Source organism: Pseudaestuariivita rosea (assembly GCF_017592335.1).
GTDB lineage: Bacteria > Pseudomonadota > Alphaproteobacteria > Rhodobacterales > Rhodobacteraceae > Parasulfitobacter > Parasulfitobacter rosea.
In genome coordinates this window covers 1-19,051 of the sequence record NZ_JACNMP010000008.1, presented here as the reverse complement: position 1 = coordinate 19,051, position 19,051 = coordinate 1, and the positions used below count along the sequence as shown (strand labels likewise).

Here is a 19,051-nt window from a genome sequence, read left to right as displayed (position 1 = left end):
TCGCCCCCGCTATATCCGGGGCTTCCAACCGGCGCCGCTTTGGATATAGTCAACTCAAGATCCTATCCCCTAAGTTACCCGAGGCCCCATGTCCGCAATTCTGGCTGCGTCGCCGCTTGTTGTCATCCTTGTCGGTATGGTCGTTCTCCGACAATCGGCTTTTATCGCCGGTCTGGCGGGGCTTGCCCTGGCGGGACTGATTGCGCTGACCGTTTTTGCGCCAGCTGGACCGGTTGCCGATCTGGCCATCGGCACAGGCGCCGAGGCCCTGCATACCACCGCGACGATCCTGTGGATCATCCTGCCCGCGCTGGCCATTTATGAATTTCAGAACCGAACCGGCGCCATCAATCATATCCGCGATACGCTATCGGGCATCGCGTCCGAGCGGCGCATTCAGGCTATTCTGATCGCGTGGTTTTTCGGCCTGTTCATGGAGGGCGCGGCGGGGTTTGGCACCCCTGTAGCGCTGGCAACACCGCTGCTGGTCGGGCTGGGTTATCCACCTGTGCGCGCGGTGGTCCTGGCCTTGCTGGGACATGCGGCGGGCGTATCATTCGGCGCGGTCGGCACCCCTGCCCTGGCCCAAATCGCAATCAGCGGCCTACCCGCGAACACCATCGCCTTTCAGACCATGGCACTACACACCGTCACAGGCCCAATGCTGCTGCTGTTCATGGTACGATTGGCCGCCGACACCCCCCTGACCCGCCGCGACATCGCCTGGACGATCCTGGCCGCGATCAGTTTTTTCGTGCCCGCGCTGGTCTTGGCCGCATTGGCAGGCCCCGAGCTGGCGACTTTGGGCGCGGCGCTAGCGGGAACTGCGGTTTTCGTTGCGGTCTGGCGGTGGCGCAATGCGGGCCCCGCCCCAAACCTGGCCGGACTGCCCCGTGATCTGGCCCCCTATGGCGTTGTTTTGGCATTGGTGCTGGTCACTCGGCTGGTGCCGCCGCTGAAAGAGTTCCTCGGCACCCCGGTCTGGTCATGGCAGATTGACGGCGGCTTCACAGGCAGCTTTCAACCGCTCTATCACCCCGGCACGATCCTGATTCTGGGGTTCCTGCTTGGGGCGCTGATGACGCGCCAAGGCGCGGTGATCTGGACCGCGCTTACAGCGGCCCTAAGGCGGCTTTTACCGGTGGCAGTGGCGCTTTTGGTGATGCTGACCCTGTCGCGGCTGATGGTTCACAGCGGCATGATACAGGTCCTGGCACTGACGGCGGCACAAACCGGGGCGATCTGGCCATTCCTGGCGCCGTTCATCGGCATTCTGGGCACCTTCATCACCGGATCAGCCACAGCATCGAACATCCTTTTCACCGAACTGCAGCTGTCCACGGCCGACACACTTGGGCTGTCACCGTCGGCCATGGCCGCCGTTCAGGGGTTCGGCGCGGCGGTGGGCAACATCGTGGCCCCCCACAACATCATCGCGGGCAGCGCGACGGTGGGGCTGGTCGGCAAAGAGGGTGACGTCCTGGCCCGGACCGCGATCCCCTGCCTCATCGCGGCCGGTATCGGTGGAACGCTGGTGCTGATCCTGGCCTGATTTGACCTTGGTCAAAGCGAACGGGACCGCGGCCTGCAAAAGTCGGCAGAACAGGAATCAAACATGCCCGATATCGTTTTCAGAACCGAAGACATCACCAAGGTCTATGACACCGGCGATGTGAAGGTCCACGCGCTGGATGGCGTTGATCTGCAGCTTTACAGCGGCGAATTGACGGTGTTGCTGGGGCCGTCGGGCAGCGGCAAATCGACCTTGCTGAATATTCTCGGCGGCCTGGATCACGCAACCGACGGGCACGTCTGGTTCCGGCAAACCGAACTGACCGACATGACCAATCGCGAATTAACCAAATACCGGCGCGATCATGTTGGTTTTGTTTTTCAATTCTATAACCTTGTACCCAGTCTGACCGCCCGCGAAAACGTGCAGCTGGTCACCGACGTGGCCCATGATCCGATGTCCGCGGCCGAGGCCTTGGGCCTGGTCGGTCTGGATCACCGCATGGATCACTTTCCATCTGAAATGTCAGGCGGCGAACAACAGCGCGTGGCCATCGCGCGCGCCATCGCAAAGCGCCCCGATATCCTGCTGTGTGATGAACCGACGGGCGCGCTGGACAGCAGCACAGGCATCCAGGTGCTGGAGGTCTTGCAAAGCATCAACGACCGGTTCGGCACCACCACCGTTGTCATCACGCATAACGCAGAAATCCGTCGCATGGCGCACCGCGTGATTTATTTTCGCGATGGCAAAATCAGCGAAACGCAGGTGAACGACCATCGCCTTGCCCCGTCCGAGATCAAGTGGTGAGCGTGATGCAGGCCATTGACCGAAAACTTCTGCGCGATTTCAAGCGGCTTTGGGTTCAGGCGCTGGCGATTGCGCTGGTGCTGGCCTGCGGGGTTACCATCCTGTTGACATCCTTGGGGATGTACCAGGCGCTGACCGAAACGCGCGCCGCTTATTATGAGCGTAACAGGTTTGCCGACGTCTTTGCCGAAACCCGCCGCGCACCCATCAGTCTGATGCAGGAGATCGCGGATATCGATGGCGTTCTGACGGCCGAAGCGCGCGTATCCGGAACTGCGATCCTTGATCTGCCGGAACGACCGCGCACCGCGACGGGCCGTATTCTGTCCCTGCCCGAAGCCCATGCGCCGGTTCTGAACATACCGCTTTTGCGGTGGGGCCGTCTGCCAGACCCCAATGCCACGGATGAGGTCATGGTGAACGAACCTTTTGCGCTGGCCAACGGGTTTGAATACGGCGATCAGTTCAGCGCCAACCTGAACGGGCAAAAGCGCACCTTGACCGTTGTCGGCGCCGCCCTGTCGCCTGAATTCATCTACACCATCGGCCCCGGCGCGCTGATGCCGGACAACGAATATTACGGCATTCTTTGGATGTCTGAACGGACCGTCGCCGCCGCCTTTGACATGACCGGGGCGTTCAACGGGGTCACACTGGCCTTGGCGACGGGCAGCACCGAAAAGGACGTCATTGATCGTCTGGACGATATCCTTGAACCCTATGGCGGGCTTGGGGCCTATGGGCGTGATCTGCATCTGTCCGACAGTTTCATCGACGCCGAAATCAGTCAGCTGCGCGGCATGGCGATGGTTCTGCCGCCGATATTCTTTGGCATCTCGGCCTTTCTGGTCAGCATGGTCATGGGCCGCATCATCGCGCTGGAACGCAGCGAAATCGGCCTGCTCAAGGCTGTGGGCTATTCCAATACCGAGGTCTGTTTGCACTATCTGATGCTGGCCGGGCTGATTGCGGTGCTTGGGATTTGTATCGGATGGGCCATGGGCACCTGGCTGGCCCGCGGCATGGCACTGCAATATGCGCAGTTCTTTGATTTTCCCTTTGTGATTTTCCGCCTGTCCTATTGGGTTTACGCCGCGGCCGGGCTGGCGGCCCTGCTGACCACAACCCTGGGCGCAATGCGCAGCGCGCTGGCCGCGGCCTGGCTGGCGCCCGCGATCGCGATGCAGCCGCCCACCCCCCCACGCTTCAAACGATCCTGGCTGGACCGGATGATGACGGCCCTGCGTCTGTCGCAACCCACCATCATGATCCTGCGCAGCTTTTTCCGCTGGCCCGGCCGCAGCTTTCTGACCTGTCTGGGGTTATCCTTGGCGGTGGCGTCCGTGATTGCGTCGCTTTTCGTCAGCGATGCCTTGGACGAAATCATCGAGACGGCGTTTTTTCAGACCAACCGGCAGGACGCCATCGTGATCTTTACCGATGATCTGCCTGAAACCGCATTGACCGAGGTACTTGCCCTGCCCGGTGTCCTGAAGGCCGAACCGCAGCAATATCATACCGCCATCCTGCGCAATGGCTATCTGTCAAAGCGCGTCGCGATAGAGGCGCGCCCGCCGAACACCGACCTGAGCCGCGTGATGTCTGCAGATGATGTCGTGATCAGCGCCCCACCGGGTGGCATTTTGCTGTCGGAACGGTTGGCCGATCAGTTGGACGCGCGCCCCGGCGATGTGATCGATGCCGAATTCCTGACCGGACGACGTGAAACGCTGGCCCTGCCGGTCACCGGTCTGGTCGAACAGCATTTCGGCCTGGGGGCCTATGTCGATCTTAATTATATCAACGCCCAGTTTCGGCAGATCCCGCAGATGTCTGTCGCCAATATCAGCCTGGACAGTGCGCGCCTGCCCGACCTGCATCTGGCGCTGAAAGAGCTGCCAAAGCTGTCTGGTCTGGTCGAAATGAACGAAAACCGAGAGGCCTTTCAGGAAACCATTCAGCAGAACGTGGCGGTCATGAACACGGTCTATATCACCATCGCGATCCTGATCACGATCGGCGTGGCCTATAACGGCGCGCGCATCCAGCTGTCCGAACGCGCGCGCGAACTGGCAAGCCTGCGTATCCTGGGGTTTGGTCGGGGCGAGGTGTCGTATATTCTGGTGGGCGAAACCATGTTTCTGACGCTGCTTGCCCAGCCCCTGGGATGGTTGATCGGGGCCTATATCGCGCGGCTGATGACCAATGCCTTTTCCAGCGACCTTTATGCGATACCACTGGTGTTGGAACTGGATACCTTTGCGCTGGCCAGTCTGATTGTGCTGACGGTCGCCTTTGCGTCGGCCATGGTCGTGCGGCGCCGGCTGGATCGGCTTGATCTGGTTTCTGTCATGAAAACAAGGGAATGATGCTATGGGCCACTCTTTTCGTACGCTTATCCTGATCGGTCTGGGGATCGTCATCGTCGGCGGGCTGGCCTATCTTAGCTTTCGCGAAGACCCGGTCGCGGTCGATTTGCACACCATCGGGCGCGGGCCGTTTCAGGTCACGATCAACGCCGATGGTGAAACCAAGGTGCGTGATCTTTATGAAATCGCATCACCCATCGCTGGCACGGCCCTGCGGTCCCCGGTTGAGGTCGGCGATGCCGTCGTGGCAGGGCAAACCGTTGTCGCGGTCGTCGAACCCGTCGCCCCCAGTCTGTTGGACCGCCGCACGCGCCTGCAGGCCGAAGCCACGCTGCAGGAAGCCACCGCCGCCCTGCAGGTCGCACAGGCCGATCTGGTCAGTGCGCAGGAAGATCGCATTTTTGCCCAGACCCAATTCGACCGCGTCGAGGCATTGCTTGAGCGCAACGTCGCCTCGCTGACCCAGCTTGAGGATGCCAGTCAGCGTCTGGCGATTGCAAATGCGTCAGTTGCCGCGGCCGAGGCCCGCATCGATATGGCCAAGGGCACGATCGACCGCGCCCGCGCCAGCCTGATGGACCCGGACTTTGGCGATGACGCCGCCAATGGGTGCTGCGTTGAAATCACCTCGCCTGCTGACGGCGTTGTTTTGTCGATTAATACGATCAGCCAACGCCCTGTCGCGGTGGGCGAACCGCTTTTGACCGTGGGCGATCCGACCGATCTTGAGCTGGTGGCAGATTTGCTGTCAAACGACGGCGTGCGCCTGTCCCCCGGCGCGGTTGCCTATGTGGATCGGTGGGGCGGCCCAGACCCCCTGATTGCGGAACTGGATCGCATCGACCCTATCGCGCGGACCAAAGTGTCGGCTCTGGGGATCGAGGAACAACGCGTCGACGCCTATTTCAACCTGACAACACCGGTCGATCAGCGCCCGGGACTAGGCGACAGTTTTTCGGTCTTTTTGCGGATCGTCGAATGGCAATCGGACGATACGCTGCAGGTCCCGCTCAGTGCGTTATTCCGGCAAGGCGATGACTGGGCCGTTTTTGTCGAAGCGGGCGGTATGGCCGAGTTGCGACCAGTGGTGATTCACAGGCGCAACATGGAGATGGCCGTGGTGCTTGACGGTCTGGCGCCGGGCGACCGGGTGGTCACGCATCCCAGTGATGCCGTCCGCCGCGGTGTCAGCCTGATCGACAGATCCACGCTTTAGCATGCCCGCGTTCGCAGACCGTCACAGCGGCAGAAAGCACCACTTTGCCTGATCGCCGCAGCAGCCTAGGCCTTAGTCAGCCCCAGGTCCTGCAGCTGCGACAGACGGCAGGCTGGAACGAACTGCCCCAGGGCAAGCGCGCCAGCATGATCGGGGTCCTTCTGCGGCAGTTTTCCAGCTTTCTGGTCCTGATCCTGATCGCCGCCGCCCTGATCGCAGTAATCGTCGGCGAAAGCATCGATGCGCTGGCGATTGGGCTGGTGATCCTGTTGAACGCCGGCCTGGGGTTTGTGCAGGAATGGCGCGCCGAAACCGCGCTTCAGGCCCTGCGGGATATGATGACACCCAAGGCTGTGGTCCTGCGCGACGGCGTGGAACAGGTGATCGCAGCGCGTGACCTGGTGCCCGATGATGTGATCATCCTGACTGCGGGGGACAAAGTGCCGGCCGATGCGCGGCTGGTGCATTCGGTTGACCTGCGTCTGGACGAAAGCGTTCTGACGGGGGAATCCCTGCCGGTGGAAAAGGCCGCAGCCCAAGGGCAGGATCAGGTCTTTGCCGGAACTTCGGTCATCTCGGGCCGGGCCGAGGCACAGGTCACCGCAACAGGCGCGAAAACCGAATTCGGCCAGATTGCCGTTCTGACCGGCGCGGTTGGGCCAAAGAAAACCAATCTGCAGGTCAAACTGGGGCGTCTGGCCACGCAGCTTGGGGCTGCGGCCCTGTTGGTGGCGGCCAGTGTCGTGGGCCTGGGCATCTGGTTCGGGCGCGATCAGTTCGAAATGATGATGACCGGCCTTTCGATGTCAGTCGCCATGGTGCCCGAAGGGCTGCCCGCGGTCGTCACGATCACTCTGGCCCTGGGCGCGGCCGCGATGATCCGGCAAAAGGCGCTGGCGCGGCGGCTGCAGGCCGTCGAAACCCTGGGCGCGGCGTCGGTCATCTGTACCGACAAAACCGGCACGCTGACCGAAAACAAAATGACGGCCACGTCGATCTGGACCGCCACGCGGAGCTATGACGTCACGGGCACAGGCTATGATCCCACCGGTCATATCGAAACGGACGGCCGCCGGGTGCGCGCCGAAGACGACATTGCGCTATCGGCCCTGCTGACCGCAGGTCTGTTTTGCAACCACGCGGCGCTGCAGCGCGATGGTGCAACCTGGCGTGTCACCGGCGTTCCGACCGAGGCCGCGCTGGTCACGCTGGCCTACAAAGGCTGGTGCCCCCTGCCCGACCCCAATGCGATGATCGCCGAAGCACCTTTTAGCAGCGATCGCAAGTGTATGAGCGTCCTGTTCCGCGACGGTGCGGGCGGTCATATCTATACCAAAGGGGCGCCCGAGCGGCTGCTTGATCTGTGCAACCGCATACGGCGTGACGATCAGATCGTCCCCCTGACCGAAACGGACCGAACCGAAATCATCGCGGCCTACGACAGCATGGCCAGCCAAGGTCTGCGGGTCATTGCGCTGGCCGAAAAGACCGTGCCAGATCACGTATTGACCGAGGACGATATGGTCTTTCTTGGCCTTGTCGGCCTGATTGATCCGCCCCGCGCCGAAGTCAAAGCCGCCGTCCGCGCCGCCAGATCGGCGGGCATCAAGATCGTCATGATCACCGGCGACAGCCCCGTAACCGCCCGCGCCATTGCCGAACAATTACAGCTGCCCGTCCACCAGACCGTGATCGGGGACGACCTGACGGCAATGGATGACGCTGATCTTATCAGCGCGCTGAACGATGACGTGGTTTTTGCCCGCACCAAGCCCGAACATAAAATGCGCATTGTCGCCGCACTGCAGTCGCAGGATCAGATCGTCGCGATGACAGGCGATGGGGTGAACGACGCGCCTGCACTGAAAAAAGCCGATATTGGCGTGTCGATGGGTATCCGGGGCACAGATGTCGCGCGTGATGCGTCTGACCTTATTCTTCTGGACGATAACTTTGCCACCATCGTCCGCGCCATCGGTGAAGGCCGACGCCAGTTCGCCAATGTCCGAAAATTCGTGCGCTATCTGCTGAGCTCCAACGCGGGCGAGGTCGTGGCCCTGGTCGTCAATATCCTTGTGGGCGGGCCGCTGATCTTTCTGGCAACCCAGATTCTGTGGATGAACCTGGTCACCGATGGCGTGACGGCCGTGGCCCTGGGGCTGGAAAAATCGGAGCCGGACCAGCTGAAACAACCGCCCCGACCGAAAAACCAGCCGATTCTGGGCATAAGCGGCATTGTCAGCATCTGTGTGCTGGGGCTTTATACCGGTGGGGCCAGCCTTTGGATCTTTTTCAGTTTGATTGATGTCAGCGTCGATCTGGCGCGGACCACGGCATTCACGGCGATGGTGGTGTTCGAAAAAGTCAGCGTTTTCGCCTTCCGGTCCCTGTCGTTGCCGTGTTGGCGGATCGGTTTGCTGTCAAATCCCCTGCTTCTGATCGCCCTTGCGGTCACCTTGGGGGCACAGGTCGTCGCGGTCTATTGGGCCCCGTTGCAAACCCTGCTGCATACAGTTCCCATTGGCACAGACGAATGGTTACTGATCGCAGCGTTTGCCCTGCCGATCATTGTCATCCCCGAGGTGCTGAAAACCGTGACCAGCCGAACACGGCGATCCGCATGAAAAAAGCGCGGCCGAAACCGCGCTTTTTGATGGAGTGCCAGATAAGCTTAACGCTTGGAAAACTGGAAGCTTTTCCGCGCTTTGGCTTTACCGTATTTCTTACGCTCAACCACACGGCTGTCGCGGGTCAGGAAGCCAGCGGCCTTAAGCGCGCCGCGCAGCGCGGGGTCATAAAGCTGAAGCGCTTTCGAAATACCGTGCTTGACCGCACCGGCCTGACCGGACAGGCCACCGCCCTTAACAGTCGCCATAACGTCGAACTGATCTTCGACACCGGCCACCTGGAACGGTTGGCGCAGGATCATCTGCAGAACGGGACGCGCGAAATAAGCGTCCATTTCCTTGCCATTCACGCTGACCTTGCCTGATCCGGGCTTGATCCAGACGCGGGCCACCGCATCTTTCCGCTTGCCGGTCGCATAGGCGCGGCCCAATTCATCACGTACAGGTTCGCGCTGCACAGCTTCGTCGGCAGAGGTGCCTTGAACACCGCCGATATCGCTTTCGACAGCTGCGCTCAGCTCATCCAGAGATTTGATTTCTTCAGCCATCACTATGTTCTCGTATTCTTTTTGTTCATGGATTTGACGTCCAGCACCTCGGGGCTTTGCGCCTCATGCGGATGCTCGGCCCCGGCGTAAACGCGCAGATTGGTCATCTGCTGGCGGCTCAGGCGATTGCCTGGCAGCATGCGTTTGACCGCTTGCATAACGACACGCTCAGGATGCGCGCCTTCCAGGATCTGGCCTGTGGTGCGCGATTTGATACCGCCCGGATACCCGGTGTGCCAATAGTTCGGCTTGTCACGCTTGCGACCGGTCAGCTGAACCTTGTCAGCGTTAATGACGATCACGTTGTCGCCCATGTCCATATGGGGCGTAAAGGACGCCTTGTGCTTGCCGCGCAGGCGCATGGCAACGATCGAGGCAAGACGGCCCAGAACAACGCCTTCGGCGTCGATAATGATCCATTTCTTGTCGATGTCTGCCGGTGTTGCAGAAAAGGTCTTCATATTTTCCCCGTATCCATCGTCTAAGTGTGGGCGACACACGTGCCGCCGAAATTCGATGGACGGGTTATAAACAGGTAAAACCTCAAGTCAATTGGCATGAAGTAAAAATAATAAAGCAATATCAGTATGTTATAAATTAGGTATAATAATACCCCCTTAAACGCTAATTTGTTCAGGCGGATTATCCAGTAAACGGCGCAGTCTTTGCATGGCCTCTTCAAATGATGCCCGATCAATCCGGCCATTGACCGAAATCCGCACCGCATGGGGCGCGCGGCCGTCGCGCAGGGCAAATTCGTCGGCAGACCGGATCTGAACGCCCTCGGACTCGGCTGCGCGACAGAACGCAGCGGCACGCCAGCCTGACGGCAGACGCAACCAGACAAAGGGCACATCTTCGTGCCAGGTCAGGTCGAAACCGCCAAGGGCATTGACCGCGATGCGGATGTAATCCGCGACCCGCGCCCTGATCTGATGTGTGTATGCGCGGCAGGCCGGATCACTTAGCAAGATGCGGGTCACTTCCGCCATGGGGCGGGCCAATCCAAAAAATCCGTACTCGGCCGAGCGCCGCAAATCCGCGGCCCGACCCCGCGCGGCCACCCCAAAGCCCACCCGCAGGGCCGGTGTCAGCATTTTTGAAATCGACGAAACATACCAGACGTGTTCCGGTAGCAAAGCGCGATAGGTGGGCGCCTTGACCTGCCCCATACGATAGCAATCATCTTCCAGAATATCGAAGCCTTGACGACGGGCGACGGCGACCAGCTCTTTTCGGCGATCAACTGGCGTGTGCAGCGCGGTTGGATTATGCACTTCGGGCGAGGTACAAAACAGTTGCGCACCTGTCCGGCGCGCGGTGGCCTCAAGCGCCTGCGGGATGACGCCCTTGTCATCCATCGGAACGCCCACCACATCGACCCGCAACGTTTCCGCGGCGCGGCGGAAGCCGGCATAGCTGAGTTCTTCGACCATGATCACGGGGCGGGCGCCCGACAGAACCGTCTGCATCACCAGGCTAATCGCGTTCTGCCCGCCATGGGCCAGCACGACATCTTCATCCTTGATCCCGCCAAGGGGCACGTCAGACAGCCAATCAACAACGCTTTGCCGCACCGGTTGCAACGTGTCGCGCACAGGATAGGTCAGAAACAGATCCGGGTCGCCTTGTGACACCTGAACCATGGCCTTCCGTATCGCGCTGACTTGTCCGACATCGGGCAGATGTGGAGTAAAAAAGCTGAAAACACTGGGTTTCATCAGCTCTTTTTCGCGGGCCCAGACGTCGTCCAACAGTTTTGTTTTCGGACCCGCCACAAAAGTGCCGCGGCCAACGACAGCCTCTAGCACACCCTGCTCGGTCAGGATGGTATAGGCGCGGGCCACGGTGCCGGGCGTCATTTCCAGCGCCCAGGCCAGATCACGGACGGGGGGCAGCTTTGTACCAACCGTCAACTCGCCCTGCGCGATTGCGGATTTGATCCCCTCGGCCACGGATTTGTATTTGGGTCCGGGGTGATCGGCAAGGTTCGGCCGCCAAATTGTATTCAATACAATACTCCTGTGGACTGCATTACGCTGATATTGTATCGTTTCATTGTAGATATTCTCTACATTGTGTCAATACAATTAAAGGATTTGTCCCATGACATATACCCGGACAAAACAGCTTGCTTACCTTTCTGAACGGCCCCTGACGCCGCTGTCTCAGGTGGCTGTTGCGGTCGCGGTGACACTTGTCAAATGGGACGAGCGACGCCGAACACGTGTGGCTTTATCCCAATTGGATGACCACTTGCTGAAAGATGTGGGTTTGAATCGCGACGATGCCTTGGATGAGGCACGTCGTGTGTTCTGGCGCACCTAATCCCTGCTGCGCCAGACCTCTTCCTGGGCCCGGCTTCGTGCCGGGCCTTTTTTATGCCTGCTTGGGCGGGATTGAATAGGTCAGCGTGGCACGCGCCACGGGGTCTGGCATCCCATCGCTATAGATCATCGTATCGCCCACCGCCAAAACACGCCCCAGTTTCAGCAGCCGGGCCACCGCAATCAGATCACGGTCCGCCGCGGGTTTGCGCATGAAATCGATCGAGCAATTGGTGGTCACCGCCAATGCCTTAGGCCCGATGCGCGACAGGATGGCAAGATAGATCGAGACATCGGCCAAACCGAACAATGTCGGCCCCGAAACCGTTCCGCCGGGGCGTAAATGACGATCTTGCGGGGTCAAACAGACCGACAGTTCCGTTTCCAATACTGTATCGATCTGAAAATCATCGGCGACCTGTGGAAAGCTTTTCTGCAAAAATGCCGTCAGACCGGCTTTGTTCATCATCAATGACACGTATGGTTCCTCCCCCGCCCACTAAGTCGTGGGACCGGGGACGGGTCAACCCAAATTACGCCAAAAGAAACTGGCCCCCTGCCGCGCAAAAGACCATCTGCTGAACAGTCATATCCATCTGAACGTCATTATCTTTCAGATACGCCATGCATTCGTGCAGGTTTTTCGGCGGGGTTTGCAGCAACTCGGTAATGCGTGCGTATCGACCAGGCGAGCTTTGCAGAATTTCAGTTTCAAAACTGACTTCGGCGACATCAAGTTGCATGAAATTATTGGTAACCCGAATTTGCCCATCCACAGCATGCCGGACTGCAGATTTTCGCGGGCTGCGTTCAATCACGGCCATTTCACCGGGGGCACAACCGGTCACCAGAATAAGTCCGTCACAGGGCAAAATCGCTTTCTGCAACTGTTCGACCGCTTCGTCAAAGCACGTGGCCGTTTCAAAAACCTGCCGGATCTGAAACGCGATGGGCGTTACGATCTGCATGGGTTCGCTACTAAGCGCGGAATTCAGCGTAATCGCAAAGCGCCCTGGTGCCATACCAGAATAAACCCCTGCAAAACCGGGCCATGCGACACTGTAAAATTCACCGGCGGCGGCACCCGTGAAGTGATACATCACCGTACTGGTTGCCAGCAATTCGTTTTCGCTCCACCAATCCAGATTACGACCGTGCAGAATGCCATCATCCGTTTCAATGGCAAACGCAGTGCATCCCATGATCGTTTTCACCAGATCGTAATAGGCATGTACCAGAAGCACAATATTCGGCGATTGATCCAATTGCTGGGCAATAACGTCGATTTCAGCCAGAAGTGCCTCTGGGATTGTCGAAAAAATCACCTGACCGATGTTTTCAGCCATTTCGGCCACATTGCCGATATCGTTGGTATAATAATCGACCAGTTGCTTGGACTGACGACACTGCATGTCGGTGAATGACCAACGGTCCTGAACCGGTTTGGCTAAGTCTATCTGTATCGGTGCAATCATGGCGGGTGTTTTCCCGCCAAATGATTTATTTTTTGTTACCTTTGATCCAAAAGCCCACTAGCCCACGTGGAAAAGCGTGCTGAACAAACGGGGGTCCAGACTGTCGGCGGCAAAGGTGTCACCTTCGGTCAGGACAGACACCGCGTCGTGGCTGTGCAGGCTTTCCTGATGCGACGCAATTACGCGGAAATCACCGATGCGGACATCGTTTTTCAACTGCTCACAAAACAGCCGCGCCGCGTCTTCGACGAAAATCGGATTGGCGGCGTTCAGTTCGGCAAAGGCCTGTTCGTCCTCGCGTTTCACCATAACCTGGGTTTCCGTCGGCACGGCTGCGCGGCAAAGGTCGATCAGATCTTCGAACCACAGGCAATCTGCGTCGCAATCCACTTCGACCGACACACGCGCCACTGACCGTTGGGAATGCGGCGTCGCCAACTGGCCCCGGAACTGACGCGCGTGTTCAGACAGTTCCAGTGAACAGGGGCATGTCGACGAATAGACATAATCCAGATGGATGATCTTTTTGCGCACCCCATCCTGTTCGACCAGTTCCAGCGCGATGTCGTAATACTGATATCCCTGAAGCCCCGAGCGCAGTGATGAGACTTTCATCGGAAAGCTGAAGCGCATCTGAATGCGCGCGTCAAAGCTTTCCAGATCGGTTTTATAATCGTCCAGCGCGGCCTCGATCACCTCAAAACTGAATGTTTCTTCCGCACGACGATAGAATGTCCGCATGATGCGGCTCATGTTGATGCCTTTTTTCTCGGCCTCAAGGCTGACGGTGCCGGTGACCGAGGTTTCCAGCGTCAGATCGCCATTATCGCGGGTGTGGAACCGGATCGGCAGGCGAAAGTTGGAAATCCCGACGTGCTGGATTTGCTGCTTTTCCCCGCGGATCAAGCTGGTGGGGCCATTTTGCAGGTCAGGCAGGCTGGCTTTATAGGCCGCATCGACCGTGAAATCCTCGGGGTACACACGGGACAGATCGGGGTAGTTCGATACCTCTTGCCCCGGCAAAAGACGGGCAACCGATGGATCCAGCGTTGCAACCTCGGTCGGTGTGACCGATCCGGCCCAACGTCGCAAAAGTGCAAGCGCTGTTTCAGCTTCATCCCGCGACGGCGCGCGGTCGATGTCGGTTGTGTGGATATTCATGATCGGCCACCTCTCTTCGATACTGGCCCGCGTCTACATAGGGTCAGCATCGCATGTTTCCAATGAAACATTCTGTTTTACGGGAAAAATTTCTAGTCAGATCATGCTAAGCGCGTGTGTCAGATCGGCGATCAGATCATCGGTATCCTCAAGCCCGACGCTGACGCGGATCAGACCGGGGGTGATACCCAAGTGCTGTTTCTGATCCTCGGGCAGACGCTGATGCGTTGTTGTGGCGGGATGGGTCACGATGGATTTCGCATCACCCAGATTGTTCGAAATCACAAAGATCTCCAGCGCGTTCAGCACTTTGAACGCAGCCTCTTGCCCGGCTTTCAGGTCAATCGACAGCACCGTACCGCCTGCCTCCATCTGGCCCCGAGCCGTATCAGCTTGGGGATGGCTGGCCAGATGGGGATAAATAACGCGATCCAGCGCCGCGTGCCCCTCAAGCGCCCGCGCCAGGGCCACGGCACTGTCTGCCTGGGCGCGCACGCGCAGATCTATCGTCTCAAGCCCCTTCAACAGCATCCACGCGGTAAACGGGCTAAGCGACCCGCCGGTGTGCTTCATATAGGGCTCAACTGTTTTGCGGATAAACTCACGCGTGCCCAGGATCACCCCACCAAGCGCCCTGCCCTGCCCATCGATGTGTTTGGTCGCAGAATAGATCACCACATCGGCGCCCAGCTCCAAGGCACGGGAAAAGACGGGCGTGGCAAAGACATTGTCGACCACAATTGTTGCACCGACCTCATGGGCCAGATCAGAAACGGCCTTGATATCAACAACCTCAAGCGTCGGGTTGCTGACGGTTTCGAAAAAGACAACCTTGGTGTCGGGCCGGATCGCGGCACGCCACTGATCCAGATCGGTACCATCAACGAACGTCACCTCGACGCCGAAACGCGTCAGGACCTCCTCCAGAATATACAGACACGACCCGAACAGCGCGCGGGACGACACCAAGTGATCGCCCGCCTGCAGCATCGACATCAGCGCGCCATTGACCGCCGCCATGCCCGAGGCCGTGGCAAAGGCATCTTCCGCCCCCTCCAGCGCCGCAATGCGGTCTTCGAACATCCGCACCGTGGGGTTGCCGTAACGGGCATAGATGAACTCATCCTCACCGGCCTGAATGAACCGCGCCTCGGCCTGTTCGGCGCTGTCATAGACAAAACCCTGCGTCAGAAAAATCGCCTCGCTCACCTCATTATACTGACTGCGGCGGGTACCGGCGTGAACGGCACGGGTGCGCGGTTTCCAATCGCTCATCTTCATCCTCCAGGCGGCGGTCGCGCCCACAAAAAAGCCCCCACCGTTCCAAGACGCCGGGGGCAAACACCCTGACCTCTTTAGCGGCATGTTTTAAGTGGCCCGCAATCCGGTGAACAAATCGCCACTGATCCGGGGCATAGCGATCAGATCCCGGTGCGTCAAGCCAAGTCATCCAAGTTTAACGATATGGTTACGCAGGTGTCGTATTACGGGATTAGGGGCTGACCGCAACACAGAGTGACGGGGGTTCAACCCGATGCCGTTGATACAGGTCAATACAGTGTCTGACAGGCCAATAGTCTGTAAAACACTGCTGCAATCGGCGCTACGGCGTACAGACGGACCGGTCTGCATTCTGGTCCATGGCTATAAGTTTTCGCCATCCACACGCGGCTTTAGCCCGCATCGCCATATTCTGGCACTTCGTCCCGATGACACCTGCCCCAAGGCGCTCAGCTGGCCCACAAAACTTGGCTTTACCGAACAAGGTGGCGGGCTATGCCTGGCCTTCGGATGGGAAGCCCGCGGATCAATCTGGCGCGCCTATGGCCGTGCCGCCACCACCGGTCATGCGCTTGCGCGTCTGATCAGCTCAATCAAACAGATCGCACCGAAGCGTGACATTACCTTGATGGCACACAGCCTGGGATCACGGGTCGTTCTGTCTGGCTTACAGCTTTTGCCACCGCATAGTGTCCGGCGCGCGGTGTTGTTGGCGGCAGCCGACTATCGCAGCGTCGCCCGCAAGGCCATGTCATCACCTGCCGGGCGTACCGCAGAAGTGGTCAACATCACATCGCGCGAAAACGATCTTTATGACTATATGCTGGGCGCCTTGATCCCGTCGGTTCGGTTCGGCGACACGCTTCTGGGGCGCGGCCTGGGGGCACGGCATACGAATTGGACGGACATCAGCCTGTCATGTCCGACCACACTGGCGGAACTGAACACGATGGGGTTTGCCATTGCCGAAACAGGCGCGCGGATGTGTCATTGGTCGGTCTATCTGCGTCCGGGTGTTTTTCAGCTTTATCGCGCATTGCTGCGCCACCCCAACCACTATCCTGTGGCACGGTTGCAAAACATCACAGATCGCACCGCCTTCCAAAGACATGATCGCCTTGCGCCGAAACCGGTCTTGCCCTTTGTGCAGAAAACGTCATCCTGACCCCGAATTTTGGAGGGCAAGCGAAGATGACACAACCGATTGAGCTGTACTACTGGCCCACGCCGAACGGCTGGAAAATTTCCATCGCGCTTGAGGAAATGGGACTGCCCTATAACCTCAACCTGGTAAACATCGGCGCGGGCGATCAGTTCAAACCCGATTTTCTGGCCATTGCCCCCAACAACCGGATGCCTGCGATTATCGACCCCGAGGGGCCAGATGGCAAACCCATCTCAATCTTCGAATCCGGCGCGATTTTGCAGTATCTGGCCCGCAAAACCGGAAAATTCGGCGGTCCGACCGAACGCGACCGCGTTGCCGTCGATCAGTGGCTGATGTGGCAAATGGGTGGTCTTGGCCCCATGGCGGGTCAGGCGCATCATTTCCTGAAATATGCCCCATCGATGGAGCCGCCCAACGATCTGCCCTATGCCAAGGATCGCTATCGCAATGAAACCGGCCGCCTGTTGGGTGTTCTGAACAAACAACTGGCAGGCAATGACTATGTGGCTGGCGATTTCTATTCGATTGCCGATATGGCGATCTGGCCCTGGGCCAGCCTGTGGGAAGGCCAGGAACAGACGCTGGACGACAAACCCGATTTGGCGCGCTGGCTGGACCTGGTCGGATCGCGCGAGGCTGTGAAAAAAGGCCGCGCGGTGGCCGAAGACAAGCGCGGCAACCTGCAAACCGACAAAAAGGCGCAAGAGGTTCTGTTCAAGCAAAAGGGTTAGCATTACGATGCGACAGGACCGCTTGAGCCTGCAAAGAAGGTCGGATGACCGCGTTGAATGCCAACTATGAAAGCAGGGCGCACGCCTGACCGTGGGATGGCGCCCTGGCGGCTAATCGACGCGATTTATGGTGGCCAAGCCCCTCTGTTGGTTAAGCTTTGTACACAGGCGGCCAAAGCGCCAGCCCGCCGGGACGGTCAGGCGCTCGCCCTGCGCCTTCGGCGCGCACCGGGCGATTGGGTGTGCTTAACCAAACAGCAAATACCCGCCATGCAATAAAGTCGCGGGACATTTGCTAAGTTATCCCCTATCTATCTGCAAAGCGGAGGGAAAATCATGCGTGATCTGAAAATTCCTGAACAGCGGCACCCCGAAAAGGCCAACCGCCCGGATAACGCTCAGCCGAAAAAACCGGACTGGATCCGCGTCAAGGCCCCCACCAGCGAAGGCTACAAACAGACCCACGCGATCATGCGCGAACATAAGCTGGTCACCGTGTGCGAGGAAGCGGGCTGCCCGAACGTCGGCGAATGCTGGTCCCAGGGCCACGCCACCATGATGATCATGGGCGAGGTCTGCACCCGCGCCTGCACCTTCTGCAATATCGCGACCGGCAAACCGCCCGAGGCTCTGGATGTGTTCGAACCCGGTCGCGTGGCCGATGCGGTGAAAAAGCTGGGGCTGAACCATGTCGTGGTCACCTCGGTCGATCGTGACGATATCGAAGATGGTGGGGCCGAACACTTTGCCCAGACCATCCGTGCCATTCGTCGCCAGTCGCCGGGGACCACCATCGAAATTCTGACGCCCGACTTTATCAAATGCGATCCTGCGGTGCTTGAGGTGGTCGTCGCCGCCAAACCCGATGTCTTCAACCACAATCTGGAAACCGTGCCCGGCCTCTACCCCGAGGTCCGCCCAGGTGCCCGCTATTTCCATTCGCTGCGCCTGCTGCAGCGGGTCAAGGAACTGGACCCATCCATGTTCACCAAATCCGGTATCATGGTGGGGCTGGGCGAAGATCGTCAGGCCGTATTGCAGGTCATGGACGACATGCGCACCGCCAACATCGATTTTCTGACCATCGGCCAGTATCTGCAGCCCACACCCAAACACCATGCCGTCGACCGCTTTGTCACGCCCGACGAATTCGCGGCCTATGAAAAAGTGGCCTATGGTAAGGGCTTCCTGATGGTATCCGCCACCCCCCTGACCCGATCCAGCTATCACGCCGGCGACGACTTCGCACGGCTGCGAGAGGCACGGCTGAAAAAACTGGCGCAGGCCTAATCACTCAAAGTGGGATGTTGGTTGTGTCTGCAATCTGCCTATCATCGAAAGCGTTCCCAAAGGCGGGCTGACCAGTAGTCTGTGATCTGTGACCAATTTCTGGAATGTAATTCGGCGATCTTCCACCCAGTCACATCTGTTGCGGGTTTTTAAAAAGCTGGCCTCATCGGGTTCGGTTATCGCAATCATCCACCTTAGACCTTCGGCATCCAGAACAGTGGTGATCTCACGTAAAATGTCTGTGCGCAGGTGATGCATTTTGTCGAAAGATACTTTCACAATCGCATTGGTCTGCCGAAAACAATCAATCCAGTCGCGTCGTCTGGCATCATCCACCGCCAGCCAGCGCGCATGAGTTTCAACCCAGACTGTATCGCAGATATCAGCCGACACCCGGATCAGATCAGCTAGAGCGTGATGAAATCGACCTGAATCAAGGGGGATTCACATAGGCTTATTTTGCTGATTCACTGTCGCCGACCACAAGATGGAGGGCGAGCAGTGGGTAAGGCACTTTCGATGGACCTTCGGGAGA

17 protein-coding genes and 1 riboswitch are annotated in these 19,051 nt (G+C 58.8%); of the genes, 9 read left to right on the top strand and 8 right to left on the bottom strand.

What is annotated here, in order from left to right; translation table 11 throughout:
- Positions 1-88 precede the first annotated feature (88 nt).
- From H7848_RS07460 to H7848_RS07440, 5 genes are all read left to right on the top strand, one after another.
- Positions 89-1,552 (top strand): L-lactate permease, encoded by a 1,464-nt coding sequence (locus tag H7848_RS07460; RefSeq protein ID WP_208349570.1) that lies wholly within the window; start codon positions 89-91, stop codon positions 1,550-1,552.
- Positions 1,553-1,615: 63 nt separating this feature from the next.
- Positions 1,616-2,323, top strand: a complete 708-nt coding sequence (locus tag H7848_RS07455) for an ABC transporter ATP-binding protein (RefSeq protein WP_208349568.1) — start codon at positions 1,616-1,618, stop codon at positions 2,321-2,323.
- Between the two features lie 5 nt (positions 2,324-2,328).
- Entirely contained in the window at positions 2,329-4,692 is a 2,364-nt protein-coding gene (locus H7848_RS07450) for an ABC transporter permease (protein WP_208349566.1), read from the top strand.
- Between the two features lie 4 nt (positions 4,693-4,696).
- Positions 4,697-5,908, top strand: coding sequence for an efflux RND transporter periplasmic adaptor subunit (locus tag H7848_RS07445; protein ID WP_208349564.1), 1,212 nt, complete (start codon positions 4,697-4,699; stop codon positions 5,906-5,908).
- Positions 5,909-5,952: 44 nt separating this feature from the next.
- Positions 5,953-8,532, top strand: coding sequence for a cation-translocating P-type ATPase (locus tag H7848_RS07440; protein ID WP_237072641.1), 2,580 nt, complete (start codon positions 5,953-5,955; stop codon positions 8,530-8,532).
- A gap of 47 nt (positions 8,533-8,579) precedes the next feature.
- Here H7848_RS07440 and rpsI read toward each other — a convergent pair whose 3' ends face one another.
- The 3 genes from rpsI to H7848_RS07425 all read right to left on the bottom strand — a co-directional run bounded on the left by rpsI (position 8,580) and on the right by H7848_RS07425 (position 11,095).
- The gene (rpsI, locus tag H7848_RS07435; RefSeq protein ID WP_208349561.1) at positions 8,580-9,083 is read right to left on the bottom strand and encodes a 30S ribosomal protein S9; all 504 of its coding nucleotides are present in this window, start codon (positions 9,081-9,083) and stop codon (positions 8,580-8,582) included.
- A gap of 2 nt (positions 9,084-9,085) precedes the next feature.
- Positions 9,086-9,544: a 50S ribosomal protein L13 gene (gene rplM / locus H7848_RS07430; protein ID WP_208349557.1), complete on the bottom strand. Its 459-nt coding sequence runs from the start codon at positions 9,542-9,544 to the stop codon at positions 9,086-9,088.
- Positions 9,545-9,700: 156 nt separating this feature from the next.
- Complete coding sequence (locus tag H7848_RS07425) at positions 9,701-11,095, bottom strand: aminotransferase-like domain-containing protein (RefSeq protein WP_208349554.1); 1,395 nt, start codon at positions 11,093-11,095, stop codon at positions 9,701-9,703.
- 94 nt (positions 11,096-11,189) lie between these two features.
- On the opposite strand from H7848_RS07425, the gene H7848_RS07420 reads away from it, so the two are divergent.
- Positions 11,190-11,411, top strand: a complete 222-nt coding sequence (locus H7848_RS07420) for a DUF1127 domain-containing protein (RefSeq protein WP_208349551.1) — start codon at positions 11,190-11,192, stop codon at positions 11,409-11,411.
- Positions 11,412-11,462: 51 nt separating this feature from the next.
- Here H7848_RS07420 and H7848_RS07415 read toward each other — a convergent pair whose 3' ends face one another.
- From H7848_RS07415 to metZ, 4 genes are all read right to left on the bottom strand, one after another.
- The gene (locus H7848_RS07415; protein ID WP_237072646.1) at positions 11,463-11,879 is read right to left on the bottom strand and encodes a PaaI family thioesterase; all 417 of its coding nucleotides are present in this window, start codon (positions 11,877-11,879) and stop codon (positions 11,463-11,465) included.
- Positions 11,880-11,943: 64 nt separating this feature from the next.
- Complete coding sequence (locus H7848_RS07410; protein WP_208349548.1) at positions 11,944-12,885, bottom strand: C45 family autoproteolytic acyltransferase/hydrolase; 942 nt, start codon at positions 12,883-12,885, stop codon at positions 11,944-11,946.
- A 57-nt stretch (positions 12,886-12,942) separates the two neighbouring features.
- Positions 12,943-14,046 carry a GTP cyclohydrolase FolE2 gene (gene folE2 / locus H7848_RS07405; protein ID WP_208349547.1) on the bottom strand — a complete coding sequence of 368 codons (1,104 nt, stop codon included), beginning with the start codon at positions 14,044-14,046 and terminating at the stop codon, positions 12,943-12,945.
- 96 nt (positions 14,047-14,142) lie between these two features.
- A complete protein-coding gene (gene metZ, locus H7848_RS07400) occupies positions 14,143-15,321 on the bottom strand; it encodes an O-succinylhomoserine sulfhydrylase (protein ID WP_208349546.1) in 1,179 nt (392 codons plus the stop codon).
- Positions 15,322-15,380: 59 nt separating this feature from the next.
- Positions 15,381-15,459, bottom strand: a riboswitch (SAM riboswitch).
- A gap of 121 nt (positions 15,460-15,580) precedes the next feature.
- On the opposite strand from metZ, the gene H7848_RS07395 reads away from it, so the two are divergent.
- The 3 genes from H7848_RS07395 to lipA all read left to right on the top strand — a co-directional run bounded on the left by H7848_RS07395 (position 15,581) and on the right by lipA (position 18,516).
- Positions 15,581-16,492, top strand: a complete 912-nt coding sequence (locus H7848_RS07395) for an alpha/beta hydrolase (protein ID WP_208349544.1) — start codon at positions 15,581-15,583, stop codon at positions 16,490-16,492.
- Positions 16,493-16,518: 26 nt separating this feature from the next.
- Positions 16,519-17,226, top strand: coding sequence for a glutathione S-transferase N-terminal domain-containing protein (locus tag H7848_RS07390; protein ID WP_208349542.1), 708 nt, complete (start codon positions 16,519-16,521; stop codon positions 17,224-17,226).
- Between the two features lie 336 nt (positions 17,227-17,562).
- Positions 17,563-18,516, top strand: coding sequence for a lipoyl synthase (gene lipA / locus H7848_RS07385; RefSeq protein WP_208349539.1), 954 nt, complete (start codon positions 17,563-17,565; stop codon positions 18,514-18,516).
- Here lipA and H7848_RS07380 read toward each other — a convergent pair whose 3' ends face one another.
- The gene (locus tag H7848_RS07380; protein WP_208349536.1) at positions 18,517-18,909 is read right to left on the bottom strand and encodes a hypothetical protein; all 393 of its coding nucleotides are present in this window, start codon (positions 18,907-18,909) and stop codon (positions 18,517-18,519) included. It abuts the gene before it with no gap.
- Between the last annotated feature and the right edge of the window lie 142 nt (positions 18,910-19,051).

What these genes read in the sequence shown, in the direction of transcription:
- lipA (WP_208349539.1), top strand. Translation starts at nt 17,563, where the DNA reads ATGCGTGATCTGAAAATTCCTGAACAGCGGCACCCCGAAAAGGCCAAC.
- rpsI (WP_208349561.1), bottom strand. Translation starts at nt 9,083, where the DNA reads ATGGCTGAAGAAATCAAATCTCTGGATGAGCTGAGCGCAGCTGTCGAA.
- rplM (WP_208349557.1), bottom strand. Translation starts at nt 9,544, where the DNA reads ATGAAGACCTTTTCTGCAACACCGGCAGACATCGACAAGAAATGGATC.
- H7848_RS07415 (WP_237072646.1), bottom strand. Translation starts at nt 11,879, where the DNA reads ATGATGAACAAAGCCGGTCTGACGGCATTTTTGCAGAAAAGCTTTCCA.
- H7848_RS07450 (WP_208349566.1), top strand. Translation starts at nt 2,329, where the DNA reads ATGCAGGCCATTGACCGAAAACTTCTGCGCGATTTCAAGCGGCTTTGG.
- H7848_RS07460 (WP_208349570.1), top strand. Translation starts at nt 89, where the DNA reads ATGTCCGCAATTCTGGCTGCGTCGCCGCTTGTTGTCATCCTTGTCGGT.
- H7848_RS07455 (WP_208349568.1), top strand. Translation starts at nt 1,616, where the DNA reads ATGCCCGATATCGTTTTCAGAACCGAAGACATCACCAAGGTCTATGAC.
- metZ (WP_208349546.1), bottom strand. Translation starts at nt 15,321, where the DNA reads ATGAGCGATTGGAAACCGCGCACCCGTGCCGTTCACGCCGGTACCCGC.
- H7848_RS07395 (WP_208349544.1), top strand. Translation starts at nt 15,581, where the DNA reads ATGCCGTTGATACAGGTCAATACAGTGTCTGACAGGCCAATAGTCTGT.
- H7848_RS07420 (WP_208349551.1), top strand. Translation starts at nt 11,190, where the DNA reads ATGACATATACCCGGACAAAACAGCTTGCTTACCTTTCTGAACGGCCC.
- H7848_RS07445 (WP_208349564.1), top strand. Translation starts at nt 4,697, where the DNA reads ATGGGCCACTCTTTTCGTACGCTTATCCTGATCGGTCTGGGGATCGTC.
- H7848_RS07390 (WP_208349542.1), top strand. Translation starts at nt 16,519, where the DNA reads ATGACACAACCGATTGAGCTGTACTACTGGCCCACGCCGAACGGCTGG.
- folE2 (WP_208349547.1), bottom strand. Translation starts at nt 14,046, where the DNA reads ATGAATATCCACACAACCGACATCGACCGCGCGCCGTCGCGGGATGAA.
- H7848_RS07410 (WP_208349548.1), bottom strand. Translation starts at nt 12,885, where the DNA reads ATGATTGCACCGATACAGATAGACTTAGCCAAACCGGTTCAGGACCGT.